The sequence below is a fragment of the Chitinophaga sp. 22620 genome (assembly GCF_052044405.1).
Classification (GTDB): domain Bacteria; phylum Bacteroidota; class Bacteroidia; order Chitinophagales; family Chitinophagaceae; genus Chitinophaga.
In genome coordinates this window covers 45,743-69,109 of sequence record NZ_JBQEMV010000004.1, presented here as the reverse complement: position 1 = coordinate 69,109, position 23,367 = coordinate 45,743, and the positions used below count along the sequence as shown (strand labels likewise).

General features: G+C 55.2%; 13 protein-coding genes. 3 read left to right on the top strand and 10 right to left on the bottom strand.

Translation table 11 applies throughout. The features are described from left to right. The first annotated feature begins 34 nt into the window (after positions 1–34). Positions 35–1,258 carry a YaiO family outer membrane beta-barrel protein gene (locus ACTJIK_RS19765; RefSeq protein ID WP_440649259.1) on the top strand — a complete coding sequence of 408 codons (1,224 nt, stop codon included), beginning with the start codon at positions 35–37 and terminating at the stop codon, positions 1,256–1,258. Here ACTJIK_RS19765 and ACTJIK_RS19760 read toward each other — a convergent pair whose 3' ends face one another. The 5 genes from ACTJIK_RS19760 to ACTJIK_RS19740 form a co-directional block, all read right to left on the bottom strand. Beyond that, positions 1,259–3,262 (bottom strand): LTA synthase family protein, encoded by a 2,004-nt coding sequence (locus ACTJIK_RS19760; protein ID WP_440649258.1) that lies wholly within the window; start codon positions 3,260–3,262, stop codon positions 1,259–1,261. Next, positions 3,259–6,849 (bottom strand): PAS domain S-box protein, encoded by a 3,591-nt coding sequence (locus ACTJIK_RS19755; RefSeq protein ID WP_440649257.1) that lies wholly within the window; start codon positions 6,847–6,849, stop codon positions 3,259–3,261. Before ACTJIK_RS19755 ends, ACTJIK_RS19760 begins: the two co-directional genes overlap by 4 nt. Positions 6,850–7,074: 225 nt before the next feature. Further along, on the bottom strand, positions 7,075–7,428 hold the full coding sequence (locus tag ACTJIK_RS19750; protein ID WP_440649256.1) for a DUF1801 domain-containing protein: 354 nt from the start codon (positions 7,426–7,428) through the stop codon (positions 7,075–7,077). A gap of 42 nt (positions 7,429–7,470) precedes the next feature. Continuing rightward, positions 7,471–10,074 carry a S8 family serine peptidase gene (locus ACTJIK_RS19745; protein ID WP_440649255.1) on the bottom strand — a complete coding sequence of 868 codons (2,604 nt, stop codon included), beginning with the start codon at positions 10,072–10,074 and terminating at the stop codon, positions 7,471–7,473. A gap of 12 nt (positions 10,075–10,086) precedes the next feature. After that, positions 10,087–13,395: a caspase family protein gene (locus ACTJIK_RS19740; RefSeq protein ID WP_440649254.1), complete on the bottom strand. Its 3,309-nt coding sequence runs from the start codon at positions 13,393–13,395 to the stop codon at positions 10,087–10,089. Between the two features lie 237 nt (positions 13,396–13,632). Between ACTJIK_RS19740 and ACTJIK_RS19735 the strand changes: the two genes are divergently transcribed. Then, positions 13,633–15,483, top strand: coding sequence for a CHAT domain-containing protein (locus tag ACTJIK_RS19735; RefSeq protein WP_440649253.1), 1,851 nt, complete (start codon positions 13,633–13,635; stop codon positions 15,481–15,483). A 51-nt stretch (positions 15,484–15,534) separates the two neighbouring features. Next, positions 15,535–18,753, top strand: coding sequence for an ATP-binding protein (locus ACTJIK_RS19730; RefSeq protein WP_440649252.1), 3,219 nt, complete (start codon positions 15,535–15,537; stop codon positions 18,751–18,753). 7 nt (positions 18,754–18,760) lie between these two features. Here the strand turns inward: ACTJIK_RS19730 and ACTJIK_RS19725 are convergent, their stop codons facing one another. The 5 genes from ACTJIK_RS19725 to ACTJIK_RS19705 are packed head-to-tail and all read right to left on the bottom strand — an operon-like array spanning position 18,761 to position 23,345. After that, positions 18,761–19,780 carry a PfkB family carbohydrate kinase gene (locus ACTJIK_RS19725; protein WP_440649251.1) on the bottom strand — a complete coding sequence of 340 codons (1,020 nt, stop codon included), beginning with the start codon at positions 19,778–19,780 and terminating at the stop codon, positions 18,761–18,763. Positions 19,781–19,835: 55 nt separating this feature from the next. Beyond that, positions 19,836–20,303: a RidA family protein gene (locus ACTJIK_RS19720; protein ID WP_440649250.1), complete on the bottom strand. Its 468-nt coding sequence runs from the start codon at positions 20,301–20,303 to the stop codon at positions 19,836–19,838. A gap of 14 nt (positions 20,304–20,317) precedes the next feature. Continuing rightward, positions 20,318–21,628, bottom strand: a complete 1,311-nt coding sequence (locus ACTJIK_RS19715) for a gluconate:H+ symporter (protein WP_440649249.1) — start codon at positions 21,626–21,628, stop codon at positions 20,318–20,320. A gap of 17 nt (positions 21,629–21,645) precedes the next feature. Continuing rightward, complete coding sequence (locus ACTJIK_RS19710; RefSeq protein WP_440649248.1) at positions 21,646–21,792, bottom strand: hypothetical protein; 147 nt, start codon at positions 21,790–21,792, stop codon at positions 21,646–21,648. A gap of 2 nt (positions 21,793–21,794) precedes the next feature. Next, positions 21,795–23,345 carry a SusD/RagB family nutrient-binding outer membrane lipoprotein gene (locus ACTJIK_RS19705; RefSeq protein WP_440649247.1) on the bottom strand — a complete coding sequence of 517 codons (1,551 nt, stop codon included), beginning with the start codon at positions 23,343–23,345 and terminating at the stop codon, positions 21,795–21,797. Positions 23,346–23,367: the final 22 nt, after the last annotated feature.

Genomic DNA, 23,367 nt, shown 5'->3' with positions numbered 1-23,367 from the left:
TTTATTGATATTTAAAACACCGAACCTACTGAATATGCGGTTTTTCTTGCTGATGACTGTAAGCCTGTTTGCATCCCTGCTGGCTGTTGGTCAGGATTCCGATCAATTATTCCAGGAAGCCCGGAAAGCGGCTTTCGACCGAAAAGACTACCCTGAAGCCATCCGCCTTTGCCGGCTGGCGCTTGCTAAGAGCCCTGATTATGCGGACATCAGGGTGTTCCTCGGCCGTGTATACACGTGGAGCGACAAAACAGACAGCGCCCGTGCTGAATTCCAGTATATCCTGCAACGGCAGCCCGAGTACGAAGACGTATACGTAGCTATTGCCGATCTCGAATACTGGAACGACCGGCCACAGGACGCGTTGCAATATGTGGACAAAGGGCTGGGCTACCATCCTCAAAGCGAAGAACTGCTGTTGCGCAAAGCGCGTATCCTTGGTTTTATGAAACAGCTGCACGCTTCCGCGGAATACGCGAATAAAGTGCTCGCCATCAACCCCGGCAACGCCGCCGCACGGTCGTTGCTGAACGGCATCAAGGACCAGGTAAGGAAAAACAAGCTGGACCTTAGCTACGACTATACGTATTTCGATAAGCGGTTCGATCAGGCCTGGCACATGGCCAGCATCAGCTATGGGCGACAGACCAATTATGGTTCTGTTATCGGCCGGGTGAACTATGCCAATAAGTTCGGGGAAAGCGGCGTACAAGGCGAAATAGAGGCGTATCCGCGCTTTTCGAACACCTTTTATTCGTACGTAGGGTTCGGTTATTCCAACAGCGACATCTTCCCGAAATACCGCGCGGGCTTTTCGCTGTATGCCAACCTGCCAAAGAGTTTCGAGGCTGAGCTCGGCTTCCGTTACCTCTATTTTTCCAGCAATACCTGGGTGTATACAGCATCCATCGGGAAATATTACCGCAATCTCTGGTTCAACTTCCGTACGTTCTTAACGCCCGGGGAAGACAACCTGAGCAAATCCTTCCACCTCACCTCCCGCCTGTATACCGCCGGGGCAGACGATTACTGGACCTTCGGCCTCGGCACCGGCATTTCGCCCGACGATCAGCGGAACAACATCAACTACGAGATCAATACCAGCCTCATGAGCTACAAAGCGTTACTGGGCTGGCAAAAAACATTCCTCAAACAAAATATCATCGGCCTTTACGGCACCTGGTACTATGAAGAATACAGGCCGGGCACCTACGGCAACCAGGTGAACCTGCAGGTAAGCCTCATGCGCCGGTTCTGATCACCTGTTCACATATTTCCTGTACAGCGAATCGGGCAACAGCTGCTTCGTTTGAACCAGCTGGTTGTTCTTTTTCCGGTAATGCCCGAAACCTGCATCCAGCTTGCCTGCTGTGTCTTCGTCGCTGTCGGGTTCAAGATCCATATTGGGTAATATTTTGAAAAGGCTGCCGCCGTTGAGCAGGTAAGTGCCGGCCACGTAGTCGGACAGGTCGCTTTTAGTCTGCATCAGCGGGTATTGGTGCACGTTACGGAAAGCCCTGGCCGTATCCAGCCCGCTGCCCACCCAGGTTACGTAAGGCGGGGCTGCAAAGCCGTACTGCGCCTGCAACAGGGCGGTGACAGAAGGTGCCACATCAAGGTGAGAGGAAATGGAAGAGAATTTTGCGGAACGCTGTATCAGCGGCGAATGCACCAGCAACAGGGTATGATACCGGTCGAGCTTGGAGCGCATGGGTATCTCCGGCAGCCGGTGGTCGCCTGTAACGAGCACGATCGTGTTGGCGTAATCCGGCCGCTGTTGCAGCTGCTGGAAGAAACCGCGCAGCGATTCATCCATGTATAAAATAGACGCGTATACGGCCTTATATTGAAGATGCGCGGCCTGTTCCTCCGCCGTCAGCCCAAGGGAACGGATGCGCTGTTCCGCCATGGCATCGTAGCGGGCCTGGTCCGGTATTTTGAAAGGGGAATGGGTGGAAACGGTGAGCATCACGTCCAGCCGCGGCTGGAGAGAATCTACGGGTGTTGCATCCAGGTATTTGCGGAACAGCGCGTTATCGGAATAACCCCAGGTGAAACCGCCGCTGTTGACGGGCAACAGCTCGTATCCGCCGCCAAAGTTGTTCTTATCGATAATCGTATCCACTCCCTGGTTCTTCACGAACTGGTCCATTTTGTCAAACCCCGCTTCGCCGGCGTACATGAACCGCGTACGGTAACCGTTGTGTTTGGCAAGGTTCATCAGCGTAAGCGCATTGGGCAGTTCGGGCGCCATCTCCGCAAAACCGTTTTGGGCAAAAGGCAGGGAACCTAAAATGGAAGGCAGCACTGCGAATGTGCGCCCGCCGCCGCTTAAAAAGTTCTCCCAGTATAAACTACGGCCGGCAAGCGAATCCAGGAAAGGCGTGAAGCTGCCAAGGTATGCGCCCTGCCCCGAAAATGCTCGGCCCAGCCCTTCTACCAGCACGATCACGACGTTCGGCGGCCGGTCGCCTTTACGGAAATAAGGCAGCAGGGTATTACCCGCCGGCGTATGCAGAAAAGGATATTTGTCAGGCTGTACGTATTGCACGCGGAACATTGAATCCGCCGCCATTTCTTCACCCAAACCATCCCCGTCGTCTTCAGACGGGAAAAAATACTGCTGGCTCCGCGTCAGGAAATACCCGGTTTTGTTCAGGATGATGTTCCCTGCGTATTCAGAACGGACGCCGCTGCGGGTAAGCGCTTTGGAAACCGGTATCCAAAAGAAAAACACTGCCAGCAACACAAACCAGAACCCTCTTCTGTCCCCGTTTATTTTTTTCCTGTACAGCAATATCATCGGCACTACCGCTGCAATGAGCGCCGCTGCCAGCCCGATAACAGTGACCATCGGCAAGCCGCCTCCCGCGGCCGCGCCCACGGTCTGCCGGATGTCTTGCAGGGAATAACCGTACAGGTCGGCGCCCAGCGGAACATTGGTTTGCTGGAAGTAAAGGTTCAGCGCGAAGCTGATGATGGCATACAGGCTGATGAGCGTGAGATAAAAGACGTCTCCCGCCCTTTTGCTGACAAACATGTACAACAAGAGGTAGGGTATTACGATCCAGCGGATGATGCTGAAGAACGTCAGTACGTCTGCCCACAAGGCACGCGGGATAATAACGGCCGGTGAAGCCGGGAACCCGATCATAGCGAGATCTATTGCCCTGATGAGCACTATCAGCAACAGCAGCAACAGCGATAACAACAGGAAGCGGTTGAATGCCGGTATCCAGAAATGCAGTTTGGGCACTTTCATATGGTTCTGTCTATTCTTTGCTGAATAAGCCCCGTCACCAGCGCTACTTCCGCCGAAGTCTCCTCCAGCAGCGCATACACATTGTCGGGGTTAAATGTTGTCATCCTGTCAAATTCAAGGGCAAGCCGGCCCAGCTCTCCCAATCCTGTGCTGGACGTGGTTCCGCGGAGCTTATGGCCGATAGCGTTGAGCCCTGCCAGGTTCTCCTCTTTCGCAAACTGCTGCATCGTCTCCACGGCCTTTTGCAGCTCAGACCGGATCAGGGCGAGAATTTCCTTCCCCACGTTATCTTCTCCCAGGTATTCTTTCAGTACGCTTTCATCAAAATGTTTCGACATGTCTCTTTCTATAATGGTCTCGTCCGGCTGCCGTTCTGTGTCACCCAACAGCCATTTGCGCAATTTTTCAGACAACGACGCCTCCACGATCGGCTTGGACAGGAAATCGTCCATTCCCGCGGCCATCGATTTTTCCCTTTCGCCGCTGATGTTGCCGGCTGTAAGCGCAATGATGGGCACGCGCCCCTTGCGCTCCATTTCCCGTATCTTAAAAGTGGCTTCATAGCCGTTCAGCTCCGGTATCTGGATGTCCATGAGGATCATATCCGGCATGCGGTGGCGGCAGATCTTCACTGCGTCCAGCCCGTTGCCGGCCTCGATGATGGCGGCGCGCGGCATGAGCTTATGGATGATGGTCTTGGTGAGCAGCATGTTCACGGAATTATCTTCCACCACCAGTATGCTCGCGTTGGTCTTCCGTAGTTTCTGCGCGGCGTCTTCGGAGAGTTTGGTGTTTGCCTGCGCCGTTTCGCCTGTGAAAGTATGGTCCGCCTGCAATTTGAGATAAAAATAAAAAATACTGCCCGAACCGGGATAGCTGATCAGCTGCAGCTTACTGCCCATCAGCGCAAGTATCTTGTTGGAAATGGCCAGGCCAATGCCCGTACCGCCGTAACGTTTGGTGGTAGAAGCATCTTCCTGCGCAAAGGCCTCAAATATCTTTTCCTGTTTGTCCGGCCGTATGCCAATGCCCGTATCCCGCACTTCGAACTTAAACGTGATATCATCTTCTTTCGGGCTGGTAAGGGCCGAAATGCGCAGCTTGACGGAACCTTTTTCCGTGAACTTCACCGCGTTGCCCAACAGGTTCACCAGCACCTGCTTCAGCCGGAGCGAATCGGCAAATATGAAGTGCGGCAGCTCTTCCGAAATGTCGAGCACAGCTTCGAGGCCTTTGGTGGTGGCCTGGAACGACACGATATCCATCGCTTCGCGGCCCATTTCAAACAGGTCCGTCCGTTCTACGTTCAGGTCCAGCTTACCGGCTTCTATCTTTGAAAGGTCAAGTATGTCGTTGATGATGCTCAGCAGCACATTGGCAGACTGGTGAACGATGGAGAGATATTGTTTCTGCGTCTCGTCCAGTTTGGTTTTCATCACCAGGTCCGTGAACCCGATGATGCCGTTCAGCGGCGTGCGGATCTCGTGGCTCATATTGGCCAGGAATTCCGACTTGGCGCTGCTCATCTGCTCCGCCTGCTGTTTGGCGGCGATGAGCGCCTGCTCCATCCGCTTGCGTTTGGTAACGTCTGTAGCAATACCGAGATAACCGATAATGTTGTTCCTGAAGTCGCGTATGGCCGTCATTACGAGCGATACCACGCAGCGGGAACCGTCTTTTTTTACGTATATCCATTCCCGTTGCTCGGAACCTTCTTTTTCGGTTTTGTATACGAAAGCCCGCAGGCCTTTGATCTCCTCTCCTGCTTCGCGGGAAAGCTCCCGCGCCCTTTCCTCCAGTTCTTCCAGGTCGTGCACGACCGAGGCGGGCTGTTTCCCGATCATTTCGTCTGCGGAATAACCGAGCATGCGTTCGGCCCCTTTATTGAACAGGGTGATGATGCCGTTCGTATCCGTGGCGATCATGCTTACTTCGGAAGCGGACTGCAGCACTTCCTGCAACAGTTTCCTGGAATTGGCCACTTCCAGCTGGGCGAGTTTTTTCTCGTTGATGTCCTGATAAGAGCCGTACAACCTCCTGCACACGCCATCCTCGAACTCGGCATGGCCCTGTACGCGCATCCAGCGCTCCTGGCCTTGCATAGTGACTATCTGCACTTCCATGTCCCAGCTTTTGCCGGTACGCATGGCACGGTTGATGGCGCGCATAACCGCGGCCTGGCTTTCGCCTTTTTTGAAGAAACCCACGGCAGACGGCAGGTCTGGCTCGTAAGAGTAAGGCACGCCGTGCAATTCCTTGGTCACATTGGTCCAATAGATCTTTTCCTTCGCGGTTTCCGCCACCCATCCGCCTACACGGGCCACCTGGTTCGTTTGTTCCAGCATTTCCGTGGTGCGCGCCAGGTCTTTTTCCAGCAGGTAGCGGTCGGTGATATCAATGGCATTGGCGATGATAAACGGTTCTTCGTTCAGCGCCTGTTCCAGGTAATTGCTGTACATCCAGATGCGGCGGGTGCCGTTGCGGTGAATGGTGGTCATCTGTCCTGAAGCGCGGCCTTTGGTGATGATCTCTTCAAGATACAGCTGGAACGAGGGGTGATGGCTGGGCGGCATGATGTCGCGGAGGTTCTTGCCCACCATTTCTTCGGTGCTGTAGCCCAGCAGGTTGGCTCCCGCGGCGTTCACGGACAGGAAGTTGCCTTCCACGTCGTGCGTGCTCATGAGGCCCTGGCTATGCTCAAAAAAGGCGCTTAGTTTCTGTTGGCTCTTCTCCAGCATTTCTTCCTGTTTCCTTTCTTCGGTAACGTCCCGGCCGATGGCGAAGATGTTGCCGCTGGAAGGCTCCGGGTTCACCGCCCAGTGTATGACGCGGTACCCCCCGGTTGTTGTGCGCATGCGCCTGGTAAACCTGACGGTGGAGTTACCATCGGCGAGGGCGATCAGGCTTTCGCGGGCCGCCTCCAGGTCGTCCGGGTGAACGAGGTCCAGTATGGGCATGCTCAGCAGCTCATCCACGCTCCAGCCCAGCATACGGCTGAAAGCGGGGTTCACCCGCCGGAAATATCCGTCCAGCCCGGCAATACAGATCAGGTCGTTGGAGAGTTCGAAAAGGTTTTCGAAGTGTTGCAGCTCTTCATTCTTCCGCCTTTCAGCAATAAGCGCAATAACGGTTTCGGCAAGAAGCTTCATTCCTTCCTGCTGGCGTTTGTCCAGGCCATTAGGTTTATAATCGCAAACGCAAAGCGCGCCCAGCGCGAAGCCGTTCTTGTCTATCAGCGGGTAGCCTGCGTAAAAACGGATATGCTCCTTTCCTGTCACGGCCGGCAAAGCGGAAACCCTGCTGTCTTTCGTGGTATCCGGTATTTCCAGCAACCCGTTCCCAAGAATGGTCAGGCTGGAGATGGACCGGCTCCGCGGCGTTTCATGAATAGGCATGCCCGTGGCCGCTTTGGTCCAGGTACGTTCTTCATCGATCAGTGAAATAAGTGAAACGGGCACACCGCAGATGCGGGAAGCCAGCTCAGTGAGTTTATCGTATTCTTCCTCCCGCGCAGTGTCCAGGATATGGTAACTATGCAGCGCGGCGAGCCGTTCTTTTTCATTCGGCGGAACAGGCGGTGTATTCATATTGCTGCTATCCTCAGGGATATTGGTTGTCCTCTCTCTTATATAAATGTATGCAAAAAAATTACGCAAAAATAAGAAAAAAAGCGCCGTAGAAGAATCTCCGGCGCTATACTAACGTATCTTATGAAAAACACTAAAATTGCTTAGAATACAGCAAAGATCGGCTGTTGCGCCGCTTAGGGAACTGACCTGCGTCATGCCAGGACATGATCTTTGTTAGGCATCCTACTGTTGTTTGCCATTCGCCGCCAGTGCCAGTGCCTGCTGCAGCAGCCCGTCAAGATCAGCCAGGGGCAGGGGTTCCTCCAGGAAAAATATCTTCATGCGTGCGCGGCCCTCCTGCAATAACCGCGGATGTTCCAGCTGCCGGCCCTCCACAAAACCAATGTACGGCTGATGCAGGTCCCGGTGCACCCAGAGGTAACAGAACATTTTGCCCTTGTAACAGAAAAAAGGCATCCGGTACTTCCAGGCCTCGGCAACATTGGGCCCGAGGGCGAGGATACGCTCCCGCATGCACAGGAACATACTTTTTACCGGCTCTTCCTTGTAGTGAAAATATTCATCGTTGGGCGTCATGCAAGCATCTTTTATGTAAGATACCAACCGGCATCGACAATCCTACGCCAGCATCGCTTCTTTCAGATAGCCGGAAGCGTAAGGCGACTGAAGTACCTGGTCGCGGAACGCCGGCTTGCTCACCTCGGCTTCCACCGCGGCGGGATCGCTGAGGTCCAGGCGGGAGAACAGCGGGAAGAACTGCGGGTCCGTTTGCAGCAGGTGCAGCAGTTCCATGGCCAGGGCTTCCGGCTCCGGCTTGGGTTCCGCGCTGCGGAACAGTTTCCGGCGCTTGAAGAACGAACCGATGGTTTCCACCACGCCAAATAAAGTGCTTTCCGCGGAAGGCGCCTCGGTGAGCGTACTTTCGTCCGCCACCGGTACCTGCAATGCGTCCCAGGCTTTCAGGATGCCATTGCCGTAGTATTTCTGCCATTCGGGAAACAGGTTGTCCTTCGCGGCGGCAGTGTACAAGGCATGCCGCACCGCTTCCACCTTCAGCCATTTGCGGCCTTCCTGGTAATAGCCTTTCTGCTCCATTTCTTCGCGGTGAAACGCAATGTAGAGCGCGGCGGCCGCGGCTACCTGCGGGGTGGCGGACGAAGTGCCCCCGCCGCTGCGCAGGAATTTATGTTTCGTGGAAGCCCAGGGCGTATTGGGCGTATAGGCGGCCAGCGCCTTGGTCATACGGGAAGCGGGGCCCCAGGAGCCCTGCATATATTGCGTGCTGATAGCGCGTTCGCTGCCCGGCTGCAGAAAATCCACGTCATATGGCTGATGGTTGTACATCGCGCCGGTGGCGGCAATTACGCGTTCGAACGCCGCGGGATACATGACGCATTTGGGCAGCAGGTTGCCCGTGCCCTTGTACCAGCAGTTGCTGGCGGCAGACACGATCACGATACCCGCCTCGTACGCCTTATTCACCGCCCTGGCCATACGGTTGCTGGGTTTGCCCGCCATGCTCATGGTCACTACTTCGCAGCCGGTTTCTATGGCGTAGGAAAGCGCCTCGCTGAAATTCTTGTCGTTCATGATCACCACGGATTCCGAGATACGCATGGGCACCACTTCCGCAAGCGGCGCACCGCCAATGAATCCTTCGTATTCTTCGAAAGTATCCGTCAACGTTACCTTGTTGCCGGCCAGCAGCACCATGGTACCCAGGCCATGACCGTCCTGCCCCGATTCCGGCTTGTCTATCGCCTGCGAAGGATCTTCTTTTTTTACAAAGCTGCGTTGCCGGGCCACGTCCAGCTTTGCCGGCAGAGCGGGATGGCCGGCGACGTACCCGGTATCAAGATGGGCGATGCGTACATGCGCGCCGGGTTTGGCACTCACGGCTTCGCCTGCTTTTTTTAACTGGGAGTGTTCATCGTCCAGGTGCCAGCCGATCTTTCCTTCGGGATGCGCGGGCGGCCATTCGCGGATAAAATCGGGATTGTTGGCGTCGCCTTCGCGTGTGGCCCGTTTATCCTGCGCGGGATTCACGCTCAATACGGGCTCTACCGTTGCTTTCCAGCCCTTCGCCAGCAGTTCCTGCTGCAGCGCATGGGCCGCGCTCCAGGCGTGCTCATGGGGCGTATTTTTAAGCTCTGCCAGCAGGCTGTTGCCATCCTGTTCCAGCACCTCAATGTCTTTGCCGCCGGTGAGGTCCGCATCGGGTTTTTCTTCGAATTCGATCAGCAGCTGCGCATTTTTTTTCACTTTCACATTATCCCATTGCTCTTCCAGGGAAATATCGCGGCGGATGGGCTCCGGGCGGAGGTCCGGTGAACGGACGCCTTTGACTTTGGCGGCATCAGGGATACCGATGGTGAAAGGAAACGCGGCATCGAAGGACGGGATGATACTGCCGTATTGGAAGAAGTTGGGGCGGGGGAAATAATATTTTTCGCGGATCTCGTCTATCAGTATTTCAGCAGTGGCCTTTTTCATGGAAGGCTGTTCGAACAGCTGTATAAATGCTTCGGTGAAAATACCGTTGGTTTCACCGTCGTAGGTGGTCTGGTCGTCCTGGCAGGCGGCCATTAGCTTCACCGCCGCTTTTACGTTCGCAGCCTGCGCCGTTTTGCGGTATTTTTTCTGCAAAGGTTCGTACACGCTTTCGGCAAACCGCGCCATCACGTCCTGCTCCGCTTCCAGCGGCAGCTTGCGGGAACGGAGGCCCCTCGTATCCGCGCTCCTGTTCAGGCCCGATTCCAGCAGGGCGCTCAGGTCCGTTTCGTCAGGCAGGGCGCGTACCATGGTGCCGGAATGGCAACTGTCCGACACTACCAGGATGCGGGTGCCTTCGCGGAAATTGCGGAAAGCCTCAAACAGCTCGTCGTCCAGCAGTTCCCGGTCATAAAGGCACCAGGTCTGGTCGTTCCTTTCCTGGTCGAACCCTTCCGCTTTTTCGTTCCGTATCTGGCTGCCGTGGCCGGCGTAAGTGAGCAGCAGGATGTCTCCCGGTTCCAATTTCTGCGCATGCGAATGGAGCGCGTCCAGCACGGCGGCGCTGGTGGCGGCGGTATCGTGCAGGGAATGCGGTTCGTAACCCAGCCCGCGGGCATAGGATTCCCAGAAAACAGCATCGTTGACGGCGGCTTTCAGTACAGGCACATCGGGATAGTGTGCGGTATCGAGCTTGTTGAGCCCGATGTGCAGGGAATAACCATTAGACATATCGTTGGGGTTTTAAGTGTGGTGAATCAGGTTCATTAACGCGTTCATGCTGGCCGGTTCGCGGAAGTAGGAAAGGTGGTTGCTGGCCACTTCCTGCACCTGCGTTCCCTTATCCAGCGCGGGTATGGCGAACATGCTCTTCAGGGTAACAGCCATGTCGTTGGCTTCTTTGTCGTACAACGCGAAAGACAGTCCCGGATACACGACCTTTTTCGTTACCACCGCCGCCACTTTGCGCAGGAAAAAATCATCGCCTGAATAATTTTCCAGCAAAGCCGTGTTCCCCGCAATGATGTGGTATTCCACGCCGGGTTTCATGGGTGAAAGGGCAAGGTCCTGCAGCAGCGGCGAGCCGGGCGACAGTTCCTTCAGCGTTGTGCCGGGGTTCAGCTTCAGGTGTTTGAGCAGGTAAGCCAGCCCGGTAATGGCATATTTCACCGGCCCGGTGATGTTCAGCGCCTGGGTGAGCAGGTCCGTTGCCGTGCCGCTCAGCCCCGCCATTTCCGAGCCGGAGCAGGGGGAACCGACGAGGATTAGTTTTTTTATGTAGCCGGTATCTTTCACTTTTTCCGTCAGCCAGCGGGCTACCAGCCCACCCATGGAATGCGCCACGATGGTGAGCTCCGGCATGCCGGGCTGGCCCATCCAGGCGTCTTTCAGCGCTTTGTCGAGCAGGGCGGCAGTGGTGGCCACGGGGGTGGAAAGGTTTTCGTAATCGTAAGTGAGCAGGTAGTCCGGCGGCGAATCCTGCGCCATAAAAACTTCTTTCATATATTTTGTATCGCCGATGATGCCGTGTACCAGGAGCGTGGCTTTTGCCCCGGGCTTTATATGATCCACCTGCTTCCAGCCGCCCTCGCCTGAAGCGTAAATTGCCAGCGTATTCACTTGTTTGGGGCGGAACACTTTCTTGAAATACAGTTTCACGGCGGATGCAAGGCTGCGGGAAGTAACGGGTGAAGAGGGCAGCTTTTCGACATAGATATTCCCTTCATCATCCGCGTATCCCAGCGGCACGTACAGTTGCAGCTCATGGTCGTAGCCGAACGGCACGATCACTTCTTCCCGGTCTTCCTCATCCAGCGAACGCATGGCCGCGCGGGGAGGCGCCTGCTGTATCACCAGCGGAGAGCCGGGTTCCAGCGTCTGATCCGTATACAGCTCTATGGCGGCAACACTGCCGTTCAACCCGTTATCTGTCAATTCAGTTCCCCAGATATCCGGCGAAGGCGTATCGGTCATATCACGTGTATTCGCCTCCGTTAGTGCCACCGCTTTCGCGGAAAAACCTTTCGGCGCGGTAATAGTGAACGCCCCGAAATCGGCCGTTCCGCCCGCCGGCAGCTGCTGTTCATTCGTTTCCGCCACGCAGGTAACGGAGAAACTGAAAACAGACCACGCAGCCTGGTCGGCCGCCTGCTCCTCCGCTCCCCCGCCCAGGTCCCTCACCGCGGCGGCCCTTTGCGGCGCCAGGTCCAGCTCCAGGCTTTCCTGTTTGTAGCGGCTTACTTCAAATTCCGCGGTGGAAACGATAACCTTCAGGTGATCTGTTACTTCGTTCAGCTGGTAATTCTTATAAGCAGGGTCGATGCTTACAGGGATGGTGGCGGAAAATTTGTTATTCGCCGCATATGTCAGCGCAATGCCTTCACCGGGCAAAAGCGCCGGCTGGTCTTCACGCACCAGGTCAGTATAAATGCCGTATTTGCTGCCCAGGTACAGCACCTGTATAAAACAGCGCTCTACCGGCGCGTCGTTCTTCAAAGTGATGTGCAGCCGGAACGCGGGATGGCGGCCGTTCCGGTAATGCAGGCGGATGTTGTCCCCTTCTGCCCTTTCTCCTTTCGCATTTTCGCTGAGGGCCTGCCCTTCCACCACTTCCCAGTTGAATATAAAATGATCTTTAGTCAGCAACGGATCAAGATGCTTCAGTTCCTTCACCGCCCGCCAGTTGGCAATGGCGCTCACCTTTTCCAGGAACAGCGCGGCATTCCGTTCCCTGCGGAACAGCGGCAGCCCGCCATTATAATCGGTGAGCACATATTCCCCGCCTTCCAGTTTTCTAATTTTGTATTGTGCCCCTTTTGTACCGGGTGAAAACGACAATTGTAATCCAGGGAACGCCCCGGCATTGTACGCATCTTCCAAAGCCTTGTCTGCCCTGCTTTCCACGATCATCAGCGCACGGCTTGCTTTCAGCACGGATGCTCTCACATTCAGGCTTTCCGTATCAAACCCATCCAGCGTGATAGCGGCATGCAGCGGGAAAACCGCCGTAACAGTCGCATCCGCCGTCTTTTCCCCGTCCTTCACCCGCATCACGTCGCCAACGGCAATACCATGCAGCTCGCCGCCGTACAGCTTCCATGTGCCTTCCGCTTCGTTGAAGCGCACTTCGAACACGGGTTTGTATGGCTGTATGGAGGAAGAAAGGAACTGCTGGTCGAGATCCCCGTCGTTCAACGAAAACGCCACGGGATGCTGCCTGTCTGCCCGGCTGCTGACGGTGATGGCCAGCCGCTGCACCAGGTCGCGGTAGCTGGCGGCCGTGCCGCCGGCGCGCAGCACTTCGGCGAGCTTACCGGTAAAAAGCCCGCCACGCATTGATTCCTGCGCCTTTTCGTCGCTGCGGCAGGCGGCCAGGTGCACATAACGGGGAATGGTGATGGTGGCGCGGCCTTCTTCCACCGTATAAAAATCCAGATCGCCATAGCCGATAAAATCTTTGAACGCCACCCTGTTCCGGGCGGCGGGCTGGAAGCGGAACTGCACATCATCTTCGTTCACCAGCGCACGGGTGTTGTTGCCCGAGTGGCAGCAGTCCATGATCACAAGGCAATGCGCTTTCGTTTTCGAGAACGCTTTCCAGACCAGGTATGCCAGCTCTTTATCGATAAGGTCGCGGGCGGTGGTCCGGCTGTCTGCACATACCAGTGTTTCCAGCTTGCGGCCGGGATTGGCATAATGAAATTCTTCCGGCGCGTCGGTCTGCGAGCCGTGGCCGCTATAAAAAAGCACACAGACATCTCCTTCGCCGGCCCTATCGAAATGCCCGAACAATTTGGTGGTGATATTGGCGAAAGTGGGCGCTTCGTATTCCAGCGCCGTATGCTGCGATTCGCGGTAGGCGGCTATCTGGCGCTCGTCTGCCGCATTGGGCGCGAGGTAGTAGGCGGGGAGGTATTCCATACCGGGTTGCTGGGCCGCCTGTTGGCGAAAAAGCAGGTCCATTTTCAGCACGTCATGTATGCATCCGCTGAGCGCGCCCCGGGAATAGGCATTTATGCCCACGAAAGCGGCATAAAACTTACGTTCTTGCATATCAGCTAATATTTTAATGCGAAACTAAGGGGTTACGGTTTATCCTTTCTGTCGTTGTATGTTTTGAGGTCATATCAAACCTACTACTTTATTGAGGCTCAGACAAATAAAATTATAATTTCCTGTAAAATTCGTAATTTACAGTGAATTGTTACTCCAAAAAAGTACACCGGGAAGAACCGGTTTAGAGATCGTGCGCAAAATTTAGCAACATTTATTTACCCCGAAGCATGAGTCATGAAAACGATCATTATTTCCTTTGCGAACAGCACGGATGCACCACTAAAATCCATAACAGCTGAAGACGAAGGCATTCACGGCATCCTGATTGCCAACAGGCGCGGCAATTTCAACGTACACCGCGAATCTTACGCTACCATAGCCAATATGAATACGGCTTTCGGCGCTTACGGCAATGACGTCGGCATTTTCCATTACGGCGGGCATGCCGGGCAAACCTCCCTCCTTTTCAACGACCAGGAAGCCAATGGCGTGGGTATTGCTTATCAGCTCAAGCCCAGTATAGAAAGCGGCAACCTGAAGCTTGTGATCCTCAACGGCTGCAGCACGGCCAAACAGGTGAACAAACTGCTGGAGCTCGGCGCTCCCGCTGTGATCGCGACCAACTGCCCGATAGAAGACGGGGCCGCCGGAATTTTCGGCGTGGAGCTGTTCAAAAACCTGGTGCAGAAAAGAATGAGCATCCGCAGCGCTTTCACTGCCGCGCTCGCCGCCGCGCAGCTGGCTACGGCCAAGCCGCTGGGGGTAGACGAGCCTTTGCACCGCGACCTGCACATCCCCGGGGACGCGCCCCGTGAACCATTCTGGGGATTGTTCTACAAAACGGCCGACGCGGTAGACAGCAATCCCCTGCCAGTGGTAGTTGAAACGGCCCCCGAGAATTACGAGCCCAACCTCCAGTTGACCCAGTCCATCTTCAACGCCCTCGTAGCCGACAAAAACGTTCCCGCGGAACAGCTCAATATCCGCAAACAACAGGAGATCATCGAAGACAACGTGTTCCAGAAAACGATCATGGACGTGTTCCCCCACCCCATTGCCATCCAGCTCAAAACGCTGTTTGCCGCCGAATACGGCGCCGAAGCGTTGAAACAGCCCGGGCGCAGGCGGCTGGAACAGATCGGGCGGGTATTCCACATTACGGCCGAGTTCATAGGCATCATCATGATCTCCCAGCTCTGGGAACTGAAAGTGACCGGTCGCGTAAAAACATTCCCTGAACCGATCGCGCAGCTGCTGGAAAATTATTTTTCACTCAGTATAGACGAGCGCTCCGTTTACAATTACAGCAACCTGATCCGCGACATCCGGAAATACATTGACTCACTCGGTGATGTGAATTATTTCGTGAGCGAGCTGGATACCCTGCGCGAGGAAGACCCCGCCAACCGCCCGTTCAGGGAAGCCTGCGAATTCCTCACCTATATCCGCAACGGTACTTATTTCACCGTGGCCAATCCCAACAAGCCGGCCATCATCAAAGAAGAAGAAGTGCCGGAGCTGTGCCTCCGCGCGGAATCCATGCTGTCCGCCTTCTTCGGGAAGCTCGGATTCCTGCACCGGTATACGCTTACCAGCATCCAGAATATCCGCATCAACAAATACCGGCACGATACGCTCACCGTGTTCGACCACCAGGTGGTGAAACTGATGAACTCCAATGCCAGCCACGAAGTGAACTATTACCTGCTGGCCAAACACCTGGACAACAGCGGCGTGGTGCTTACCAAACAGAACCTCACGGTATTCAACGTAGAACGGCGGCAATGGCGGGGCGATTCGCTGGAATTCCTGAACCTTTCGCCGCTCGTGTTGGATATCAATTCTTTCGAAAGCAAAGCGGACCGGTCTAACCTCGTATTCTACGGCCAGTACCGCGCGGCAGACGATGTGTACGTGTTCCGGAACGTGAGCAAGCTGGACGATGAGATGAACCGCGTGGAGATCAATATCAACCGCAGGTTCGGCAGAACCGAGCAGCAGGAACAGGGGCGTTACGAAGCCGTCTGCCAGCAGCTCACCGCGTTCAAGCACCTTGCATTGCAGGCTTTGACGCCCCAGGTATAACAACAGACGGACGGAGCTCATACAAAAAAGTCATAACCCCACAACAGCCAGATGGAACCGATCATCAACAGCCCCTTTAAATTCCTGGACCCTTACGGAAGGGACGATTATAATATTTTCTTCGGGCGCGACGAAGAGATCAACCAGCTATACCAGCACATCCACAAAAACAGGCTGGTATTGGTGTATGGCACTAGCGGCACCGGCAAGACCAGCATCGTGCAATGCGGCCTGATGAACAGGATGGACGATACCGACTGGACGCCGTTCTTCATCCGCCGCGGCGACAATATCAACGATTCGCTGCTGAATAACCTGAAGCAGGCAGTGAACACTAAAACCGAAGTGGAAACCGGCGTAACGGCCGCTCTTTCCGGTAAAAATGCGCTCATGCAGGCGCCCAGCCCGCGCACTTCGCCCATCCTCAAAAACAGCAACACCGGCGACCAGGTGTACGATTCGCTTAAAAGCGTGAACCTGCGTTATCTCCGTTCCGTTTACCTCATTTTCGACCAGTTCGAAGAGCTGCTCATTATGGGCAGCGAGGCTGAGAAGAAAACATTCATCGGCATTATCGATCATATTCTCACAGATCCTGAGCTGCAATTTTGCAGCCTGCTGTTCATCATGCGCGAAGAATTTTTCGCGGGCCTCAGCGAGTTTGAAAAAGAGATCCCCGACTTCTGCGACCGCCGCCTGCGCATAGAGCCCATGAACGCGCGGAACGTGGAGGAAGTGATTACCCGCAGCTGCGAAAAATTTTCCATCGGCCTCCAGGAAGGCCCTGAAAACGCGCGGCAGATCATCAGCATACTCATGGAAAAAGGCGTGGTGAGCCTGCCTTACCTGCAGATCTACCTGGACCAGCTCTGGCGTTCCGTGTATATGATCACGCCGGTAAAAACCACCGCACCGGGCAAAGATTATCCTGCGCTGACCTTCAACAACGCCATCATCAAACGTTTCGGCGGCATGCAGGAGGTGCTGGAACGGTTTGTCCGCGAAAGGATCACCGTGATACAGGACCTGCTGGAAAAAGAATTCCCCGGTATCCCGGAAGACTTTGTGAGCAATGTGCTGGACGCATTCGTGACCTCCGAAGGCACCAAGCGGCCGCTGGCCTATATCAGGATCAACAACGGCATCTGGTTCACCGGGCAGGCCCCGCCATACCTGCAAAAACGCCCGGGCGGGCTGATGATACGCTGCCTTTCCGAAATGGAGAAGAACAAGATACTGCGTACGGAAGGGCTCACCTATGAGCTGGCGCACGATGTGCTGGCCGGGCTGATAGACAGCCGCCGCACGGAAGACCAGCGCCGGGCGGGCTTTACAGACCAGCAGATACGCAGCCGTTACAGCGGTTACCAGAACAAGGTCAGCGAACTGCTGTCTAACAAGGAGATCGAATCGTACCGTCCGTTTATTGAACAGCTCAATCTTCCCCCGGAGATCATCGCGTTCTACGAGGCCAGCGTGCAGCAGCGGGACAGGATCGCGCAGCAGCGCGCGGCGGAAGCGCAGAAGCTGCAAAAAATGAAAGAGCGGCAGCGCCGGTGGAAATGGGGCTGGGTGTCCGGCGGGCTGCTGCTGATACTCACCACGGGATTGTATTTCTATTCGCAGATGCTGCGCAGGGAATTCAACCGGAACGAGAGCCTGGTGTTCATGGGCTATAACATGAAAAACCTTGACCCGGTGGAAGCGCTCAACCTTTTCGGGCCTATCAAAGAAAAAGTGTACGGGGAAGATACCAACAAGGTGAACGAAAAGCTGCTGGAGTTTATGCAGTCGCAGGGCATACAGAGCCTGTTTGCCAAGCGCAACAAGTACCTGCCGGTATCGTTAATAGAGCAGGGCAGGATCGACATTTCGGAGGACGGGAGATTTATAGTGCTGGATAAAACGCCTGAAGCACGTTCCATCGTACGGGATTTCATGCTCTTTGATAATAATGGCAGGCCTTCGGATAGCGCATATCAGCTAACGAATATTACTTATGCTTATTTCACCAACCGTCCTCACATCCTGCTGCTGTACATCGAACCTTCGGAAGAAATGACGGAGCGAAAAAAAACGCTGTGGAACCAGATAAACGCGCCCACCCGCAGGCTTCCGCCTGTAGAGCCGCCTGCATCTTTACAGGCATCAATGTTCATCCTGTTCGATTGCATTAAAAAAACAGGGGATACCATCCGCTTCACCTCTCCCCAGCAGCACCTGCACACTGCGGATGAGGTGGAGGACAAGCCCCTTCTTCCCGAGAGCGAGTTCGATTCACACCGCGTACGTTTTACCGAAAATGGCAATCTGATCGTACCTTACACGGACCTGGATGCCGGCGGTTTCCTGAAAGACACGCTGCAGCTGCGCGATGGCCGATACAATATTATTGCTTCCCTGCCTACTTACACCACCGTTACCACGCCCCGCGACTATTCACAGATACTTACGATCGAAAGAGAAGAGGATGGCGAGGAGTACGTGAATATCTATAACACCGACGGGCAGCTGTCGCGCAGGATACGGAATATCCTCTTCGGGGACTTTACTGAAGATGGCGCGCTGATCTGGGGAGGCGATAAGGAACTGAATGTATTGAACGGAAGGGACACGCTCCGTTTCGAGGTTAGTAATAATGTGAATTACGCCTTCGGCAGCCTGTCACGAAAGAAGCTGCTGGCAAGGCTGTGGGGAAAAACACTGGAGCTGATAGATATGAATGGGCCCTCCAGCCAATTGTTCGATGAAAGACTGGTGGCGAGCAATTTTGAGAAGAACGTGTTCATCACGCGCAGCTACGACCCGGAGCCAGGGCCCGAAATAGGCCCGCTGGATACGCTTACAGGCATTTATTTTAAAAACGGCTTCCTGCCTATAAGAGAGCATACCGATACACTCCGGCGGCGCGACCTGGAAGGGAAGCTCGCAGCAAAGCCCTACACTCACCCGGATGGTTTTAAATCCGTGCGATACAACCGGGGGAAGGACGAAATACTGCTGCTGACCAAACAGAACAAACTCATCGTGCTAGACAAAGACCTCAGGGAAAAAACGGCCATGCAGCTCACTGCCAACGACCGCTGCGGACTGTCAGACAGCGGGGAAATATTATACTACGTGCTGGATAACTGCCTGAGTGTATTCGACAACAATCTCCAGCTGCATGTATTCGACCCTCAACGGGCATGGGCCCAGCTGCAGCTGCCTCTCTTAAAAAGGGATGTGACGAAACAGCGAAGGAAGGAACTGGGGCTGGAGTTCAAATAAAAAAGGGTTAGCGCGACACCCTGCCTGAAATGCCGCCTTTTATAAACGCGTTGATCTCGTCTTTGCCGATCAGCGCCCAGTCTCCCGGAACGCTTTGTTTCAGCACACCGCAGGCGGTGGCGAAATTGACCGTTTGCTGCGCGTCTTCACCTGTCATCAACCCGAACAGCATCCCGGCGGTAAAGGCGTCGCCGGTGCCGATCGGCTCTTTCACGGGCGGCATCGCTATTTTTAGTTCGCTGAAATACGGCTGGCCGTTGTGCATGATGGCGCCGGTGTAAAGCAGGTTATCCCCCTCCTGGAGGCGGAAGCTCATACCCAGCGTGCGCAGGTGCGGCATATGCGGTTTCAGCTGATGGCAGGCGCTGATGAACCTGTCTTTCCAGGAAAGAGCATCTTCCGTTTGTATATTGAAATAGATCTTCAACGCATCGAGGTCCGCCACCGCCACCTGGCAGGGCCGCAACAGCGCGGGCATTACTTCTGAAGGCGCTTTGCCATATTGCCAGAGCGTGGCGCGGTAGTTAAAATCAGCGCTGATGATGATGTTCTTTTCTTCCGCCTTCCTGATACCTTCCGCGCATACTTCGGCAGCGGAAGCGGAAACGGCGGCGGCCACGCCGGTCCAGTGAAAATATTGCCGGTCCTGCAATACTTCATCCCAGTTGATCATGCCCGGCTGCAGCTCGGTGAAGGAACTTCCCGCGCGGTCGTAGATCACGCGGGTGGAACGGATAAAATTGCCTGTTTCGGTGAAATAAAGGCCCAGCTTGTGCCCCCCGTACAGGATATGATCCGTTCCCACACCGTGACCTTTCAGTTGCTGAATGCCCGCGGCTGCCAGGTCGTTGTCCGGCACGCGGGTAACGTATTGCGTTTGAATGCCCAGCCTCGCCAGCAGCACGCAGAGGTTCGCTTCAGCGCCCGCATACCAGGGCGTGAAACCGGTTGCCTGCAGGAAACGTTTATCGTCGCTGCTATGGAGCCGGAGCAAAAACTCACCGAAAGCTGTGAGGCGGTTATTCATGATCCTTGATTTTGTGGAAAAGTAGATATTTTCCGTGATATCGCGGGACCGTGCATCAATGCAGCTCAAATAACGCTTCTATCTCGACAGGAATATTATCCGGCAGGGAACCGAAACCCACGGCGCTTCTCACGCCAATGCCATTTTCACTGCCCCATATTTCCGCGAACAGCTCGCTGCAGCCATTGATCACATAAGGATGCCTTTCAAAATCGGGCGTGCAGTTCACCATTCCCAGCACCTTGATCACCCGTTTCACCTTGCTGAGGCTGCCCACGTGGGTTTTGATAGTGCTCAGCATGGTGAGGCCCACCTGCCGCGCGGCCAGCTTACCCGCTTCTATGTCCATGTCTTTCCCGATGCGCCCGATGATGAGGGATCTGTCGTTCTGCACGGGGCCGTGCCCGGAGAGGTACAAATATTTCCCGTCTACCAGGTACGGCTTGTAAACGCCCAGCGGTGCAGGGGCGGGCGGCAGTACCAGGCCCGTTTTCTCCAGCTGCTCTTCTGCATTGTAATTCATACGATATTGTGTTTTTATAAGATTGTATCCAGTATCATAACACCCGCCAGCCCGGCAATGCCTACGATCGTTTCCATCACCGACCAGGAGAGCAATGTATGTTTCAGGCTCAGGTTAAAATATTCTTTGAACATCCAGAAGCCGGCATCGTTCACATGCGAGAACATAAGGCTGCCCGCACCGACTGACAATACCATCAGTTCAGGACTGGCCAGCCCCTGCCCCACCAGCGGCGCCACCATGCCCGCCGCCGTAATACCCGCGATGGTGGCGGAACCCACGCATGCGCGGATAATAGCCGCCATCAGCCAGCCAAGCGCGAGCGGGTGTATTTGCCAGGCCCGCATCGCTTCCGCGATCCGGAGGCTCACCCCACTGTCTGCCAGTACCTGCTTCAGCGCGCCGGCGCCGGCAATAATGAGCAGGATCATGGCAATGTCTTTCACAGCTTCGCCGTAAATATGCATCACAGCCCGGACGCTTCTGCCCTGCAAGGGTCCAAGCGTAAAAGCCGCCACCAGCACGCAAAACAGCATCACAACAGGCGCTTCACCCGCAAACTGCAACCATGGCCTGCCGGGCATAACCAGCTGCAACAAGGTGGTAACGATCAGCAACAGCACAGGCAGTAAAGCGGTCAGGAAACTGACGCCTTTGCCAGGACCGGCTGCTTCAGCCTTCTCCTCTTCCTTGTCCGGCCTGAATAGCTGCAAAGGCCCGACTGGCATACCTTTCAGGCAGACAGAAAATACCGGCCCCGCGATGATAATGGCCGGCACTGCAACGATGAGCCCGTACATCAGTGTAAGGCCCATGTTCGCATGGAACTGGCCCATGAGCGCCACCGGTGAGGGATGCGGGGGAAGGAAGCCATGCGTGACAGACAGGGCCGCCAATGCCGGCAATCCTATATATACAGCCGGTAATTTGTAACGGTAGATCACCGAAAAGATGAGCGGCACCATCAGCACAAACCCCACACCGTAGAACAAGGGAATGCCGATGATAAAACCGGCCGTGAGCAATGCCCACTGCACGTATTTCGGTCCGAGCCCGGCCATCAGCGCCTGCGCGATCCGGTTGGCCGCGCCGCTTTCAGCTACCAGCTTGCCCAGCATGGCGCCCAGCGCCAATATCACCAGCAGCCCGCCTACCGTATCGCCGATGCCTTTCTGCAGAGCGGCGGGAATTTTTTGCAGGGGAATGCCCAGCCAGGCGCCCGCAATAATGGCTACCACGAGGAATGCCAGGAATGCGTTCATCCTGCCCGCCGTGAGCAACAATACCAGTAAAACAATACAGCAGACTACGATCACAAAAGCCATGTTCCGTTCCGGTTTATCTACAATTCGTCTGTCATCAGCATCCCACGGCCTCCCGCGGCAACAGGCGCCGGGATCAGCGCCTCCCTGCGGGAAGCGCCGGTCCGTTGGGCCTGTACTGCTGCATAGGTGATGAAAAAGTATATAGTGAGGCTAAATGAATACATGATCATTGTTTATCCCACCAAACTCGGGTTGTCAGGAGGTCCGCCCCCTGGCGGGAAATAGCGTCGTTGTAATTCGTTCTGTTGATGCCCTGCTCCTGCACAGGATACGGCAGCCTCCTGGGAATGGTCCCGTTCGTGGCATTGCCGGGAAAGTTCACAGGCGTCAGCTGCGGGTAACCGGTGCGGCGCCAGTTGGCATAAGCCTCCTGCTCATCCAGCAGCAGCGCTACCCAGAACTGCGAATGTATCTGGTTCATCTGCGCCTCGAACGTACCGGCCATATTCAATGCATTCGCGGTGGCATAAGCATTGATCTTCGCTGGAGCAATAACGCCGGCGGCGCCGAACAGCGACCAGTTCCGCATGGAGATCTCCATACCGGCCCGGTATGCGTCCTCCGCATTACCTGTCGCCCAGCCGCGCAGGATGGCCTCGCTTAGCAGGAAGTTCATTTCAGCGGCAGACAATACGATCAGCGGCGCGGAATACTGCAGGATGGTGGCAGGGTTCGGCTCGGAGAAGGTGACAAAGTCCGCCGGTTTGCCGTTGGTGCCGTTAGGCATACCTTTTTGTATGGCAGAAGTGGTATCGGCATTCGCGCCCTTCCACACTACTGAAACCACCGGCAGGCGGGGATCGTTGCGGGTCTTCAGGAAGTCGATGAAAGTTTTGCTGTATTTACCGTACTCGGTATTCCTTTCGCCGTTAAAACCGGGCTGGTACTCCTGCCCTACCAGTTCGAACGCAACGGGATTGTCGTTGTAGGTTTGCGGGCCGTTGGTATAACGTACCACCGCCTGGTCTGCCTCGGCAGTGATCACTCCGCCCTGGATGGCTTTGGCAGCCCATTCCCGGGCCTTCTCCGGCGCTCTTTTGCTCATGCGCATGGCCATGCGGAACATGAGGGAGTAAGCGAATTTTTTCCACTTCGGGATGCTGCCTTCAAAAATAAAATCCGCTTTGCCGTATTTGATCTGCGCATCGTCGAAGGAAGCGATGGCGCTTTCGAGCTCCTTCAGCAAGCCGTCGTATATCTCGCTCTGCGGGTCGTACTTGGGCAGGAACACCAGGTTGGAGGTGGCTTTGTTCGCATCCGTGTAAGGCACGTCCCCATACAGGTCGGTGATGCGCTGCATGATCATCACGCGCCAGATGCGCGCGGCGGCTTTTTTATTCACCAGCTCAGGCTGCTTGTCCGCCGCCTTGATCAGTTCGGTGATAGTGGTAAGCACATTGGTGTAAGTATACCGGAAATAAAATCCCTGGTAAAAATCGTACACACCGTATTTATCGCCGGAGCCGGCCACGGTAATTTCCTTGCCGGTGGCGAAGTGCTGGATATAGTTGCCGCAGGTAAGGTACGAAGTGTAGAAGTACACGCGGTCGTACACATAATTCCCTTTCAGGATACTCTGCGAGAACAGCAGGTCCACGTTAGGTTCCGTTGATGCGTTCGGGTTAGTGTTCAGCTCCTCGAAGTCCTTGTCGCAGGAAGTGAGCCCCAGCGCGGCGCCCAGGAGGAGCGTGTATGTATATCTGGCAATTCGTTGCATAGTCATTTCGTTTTTTTCGTTT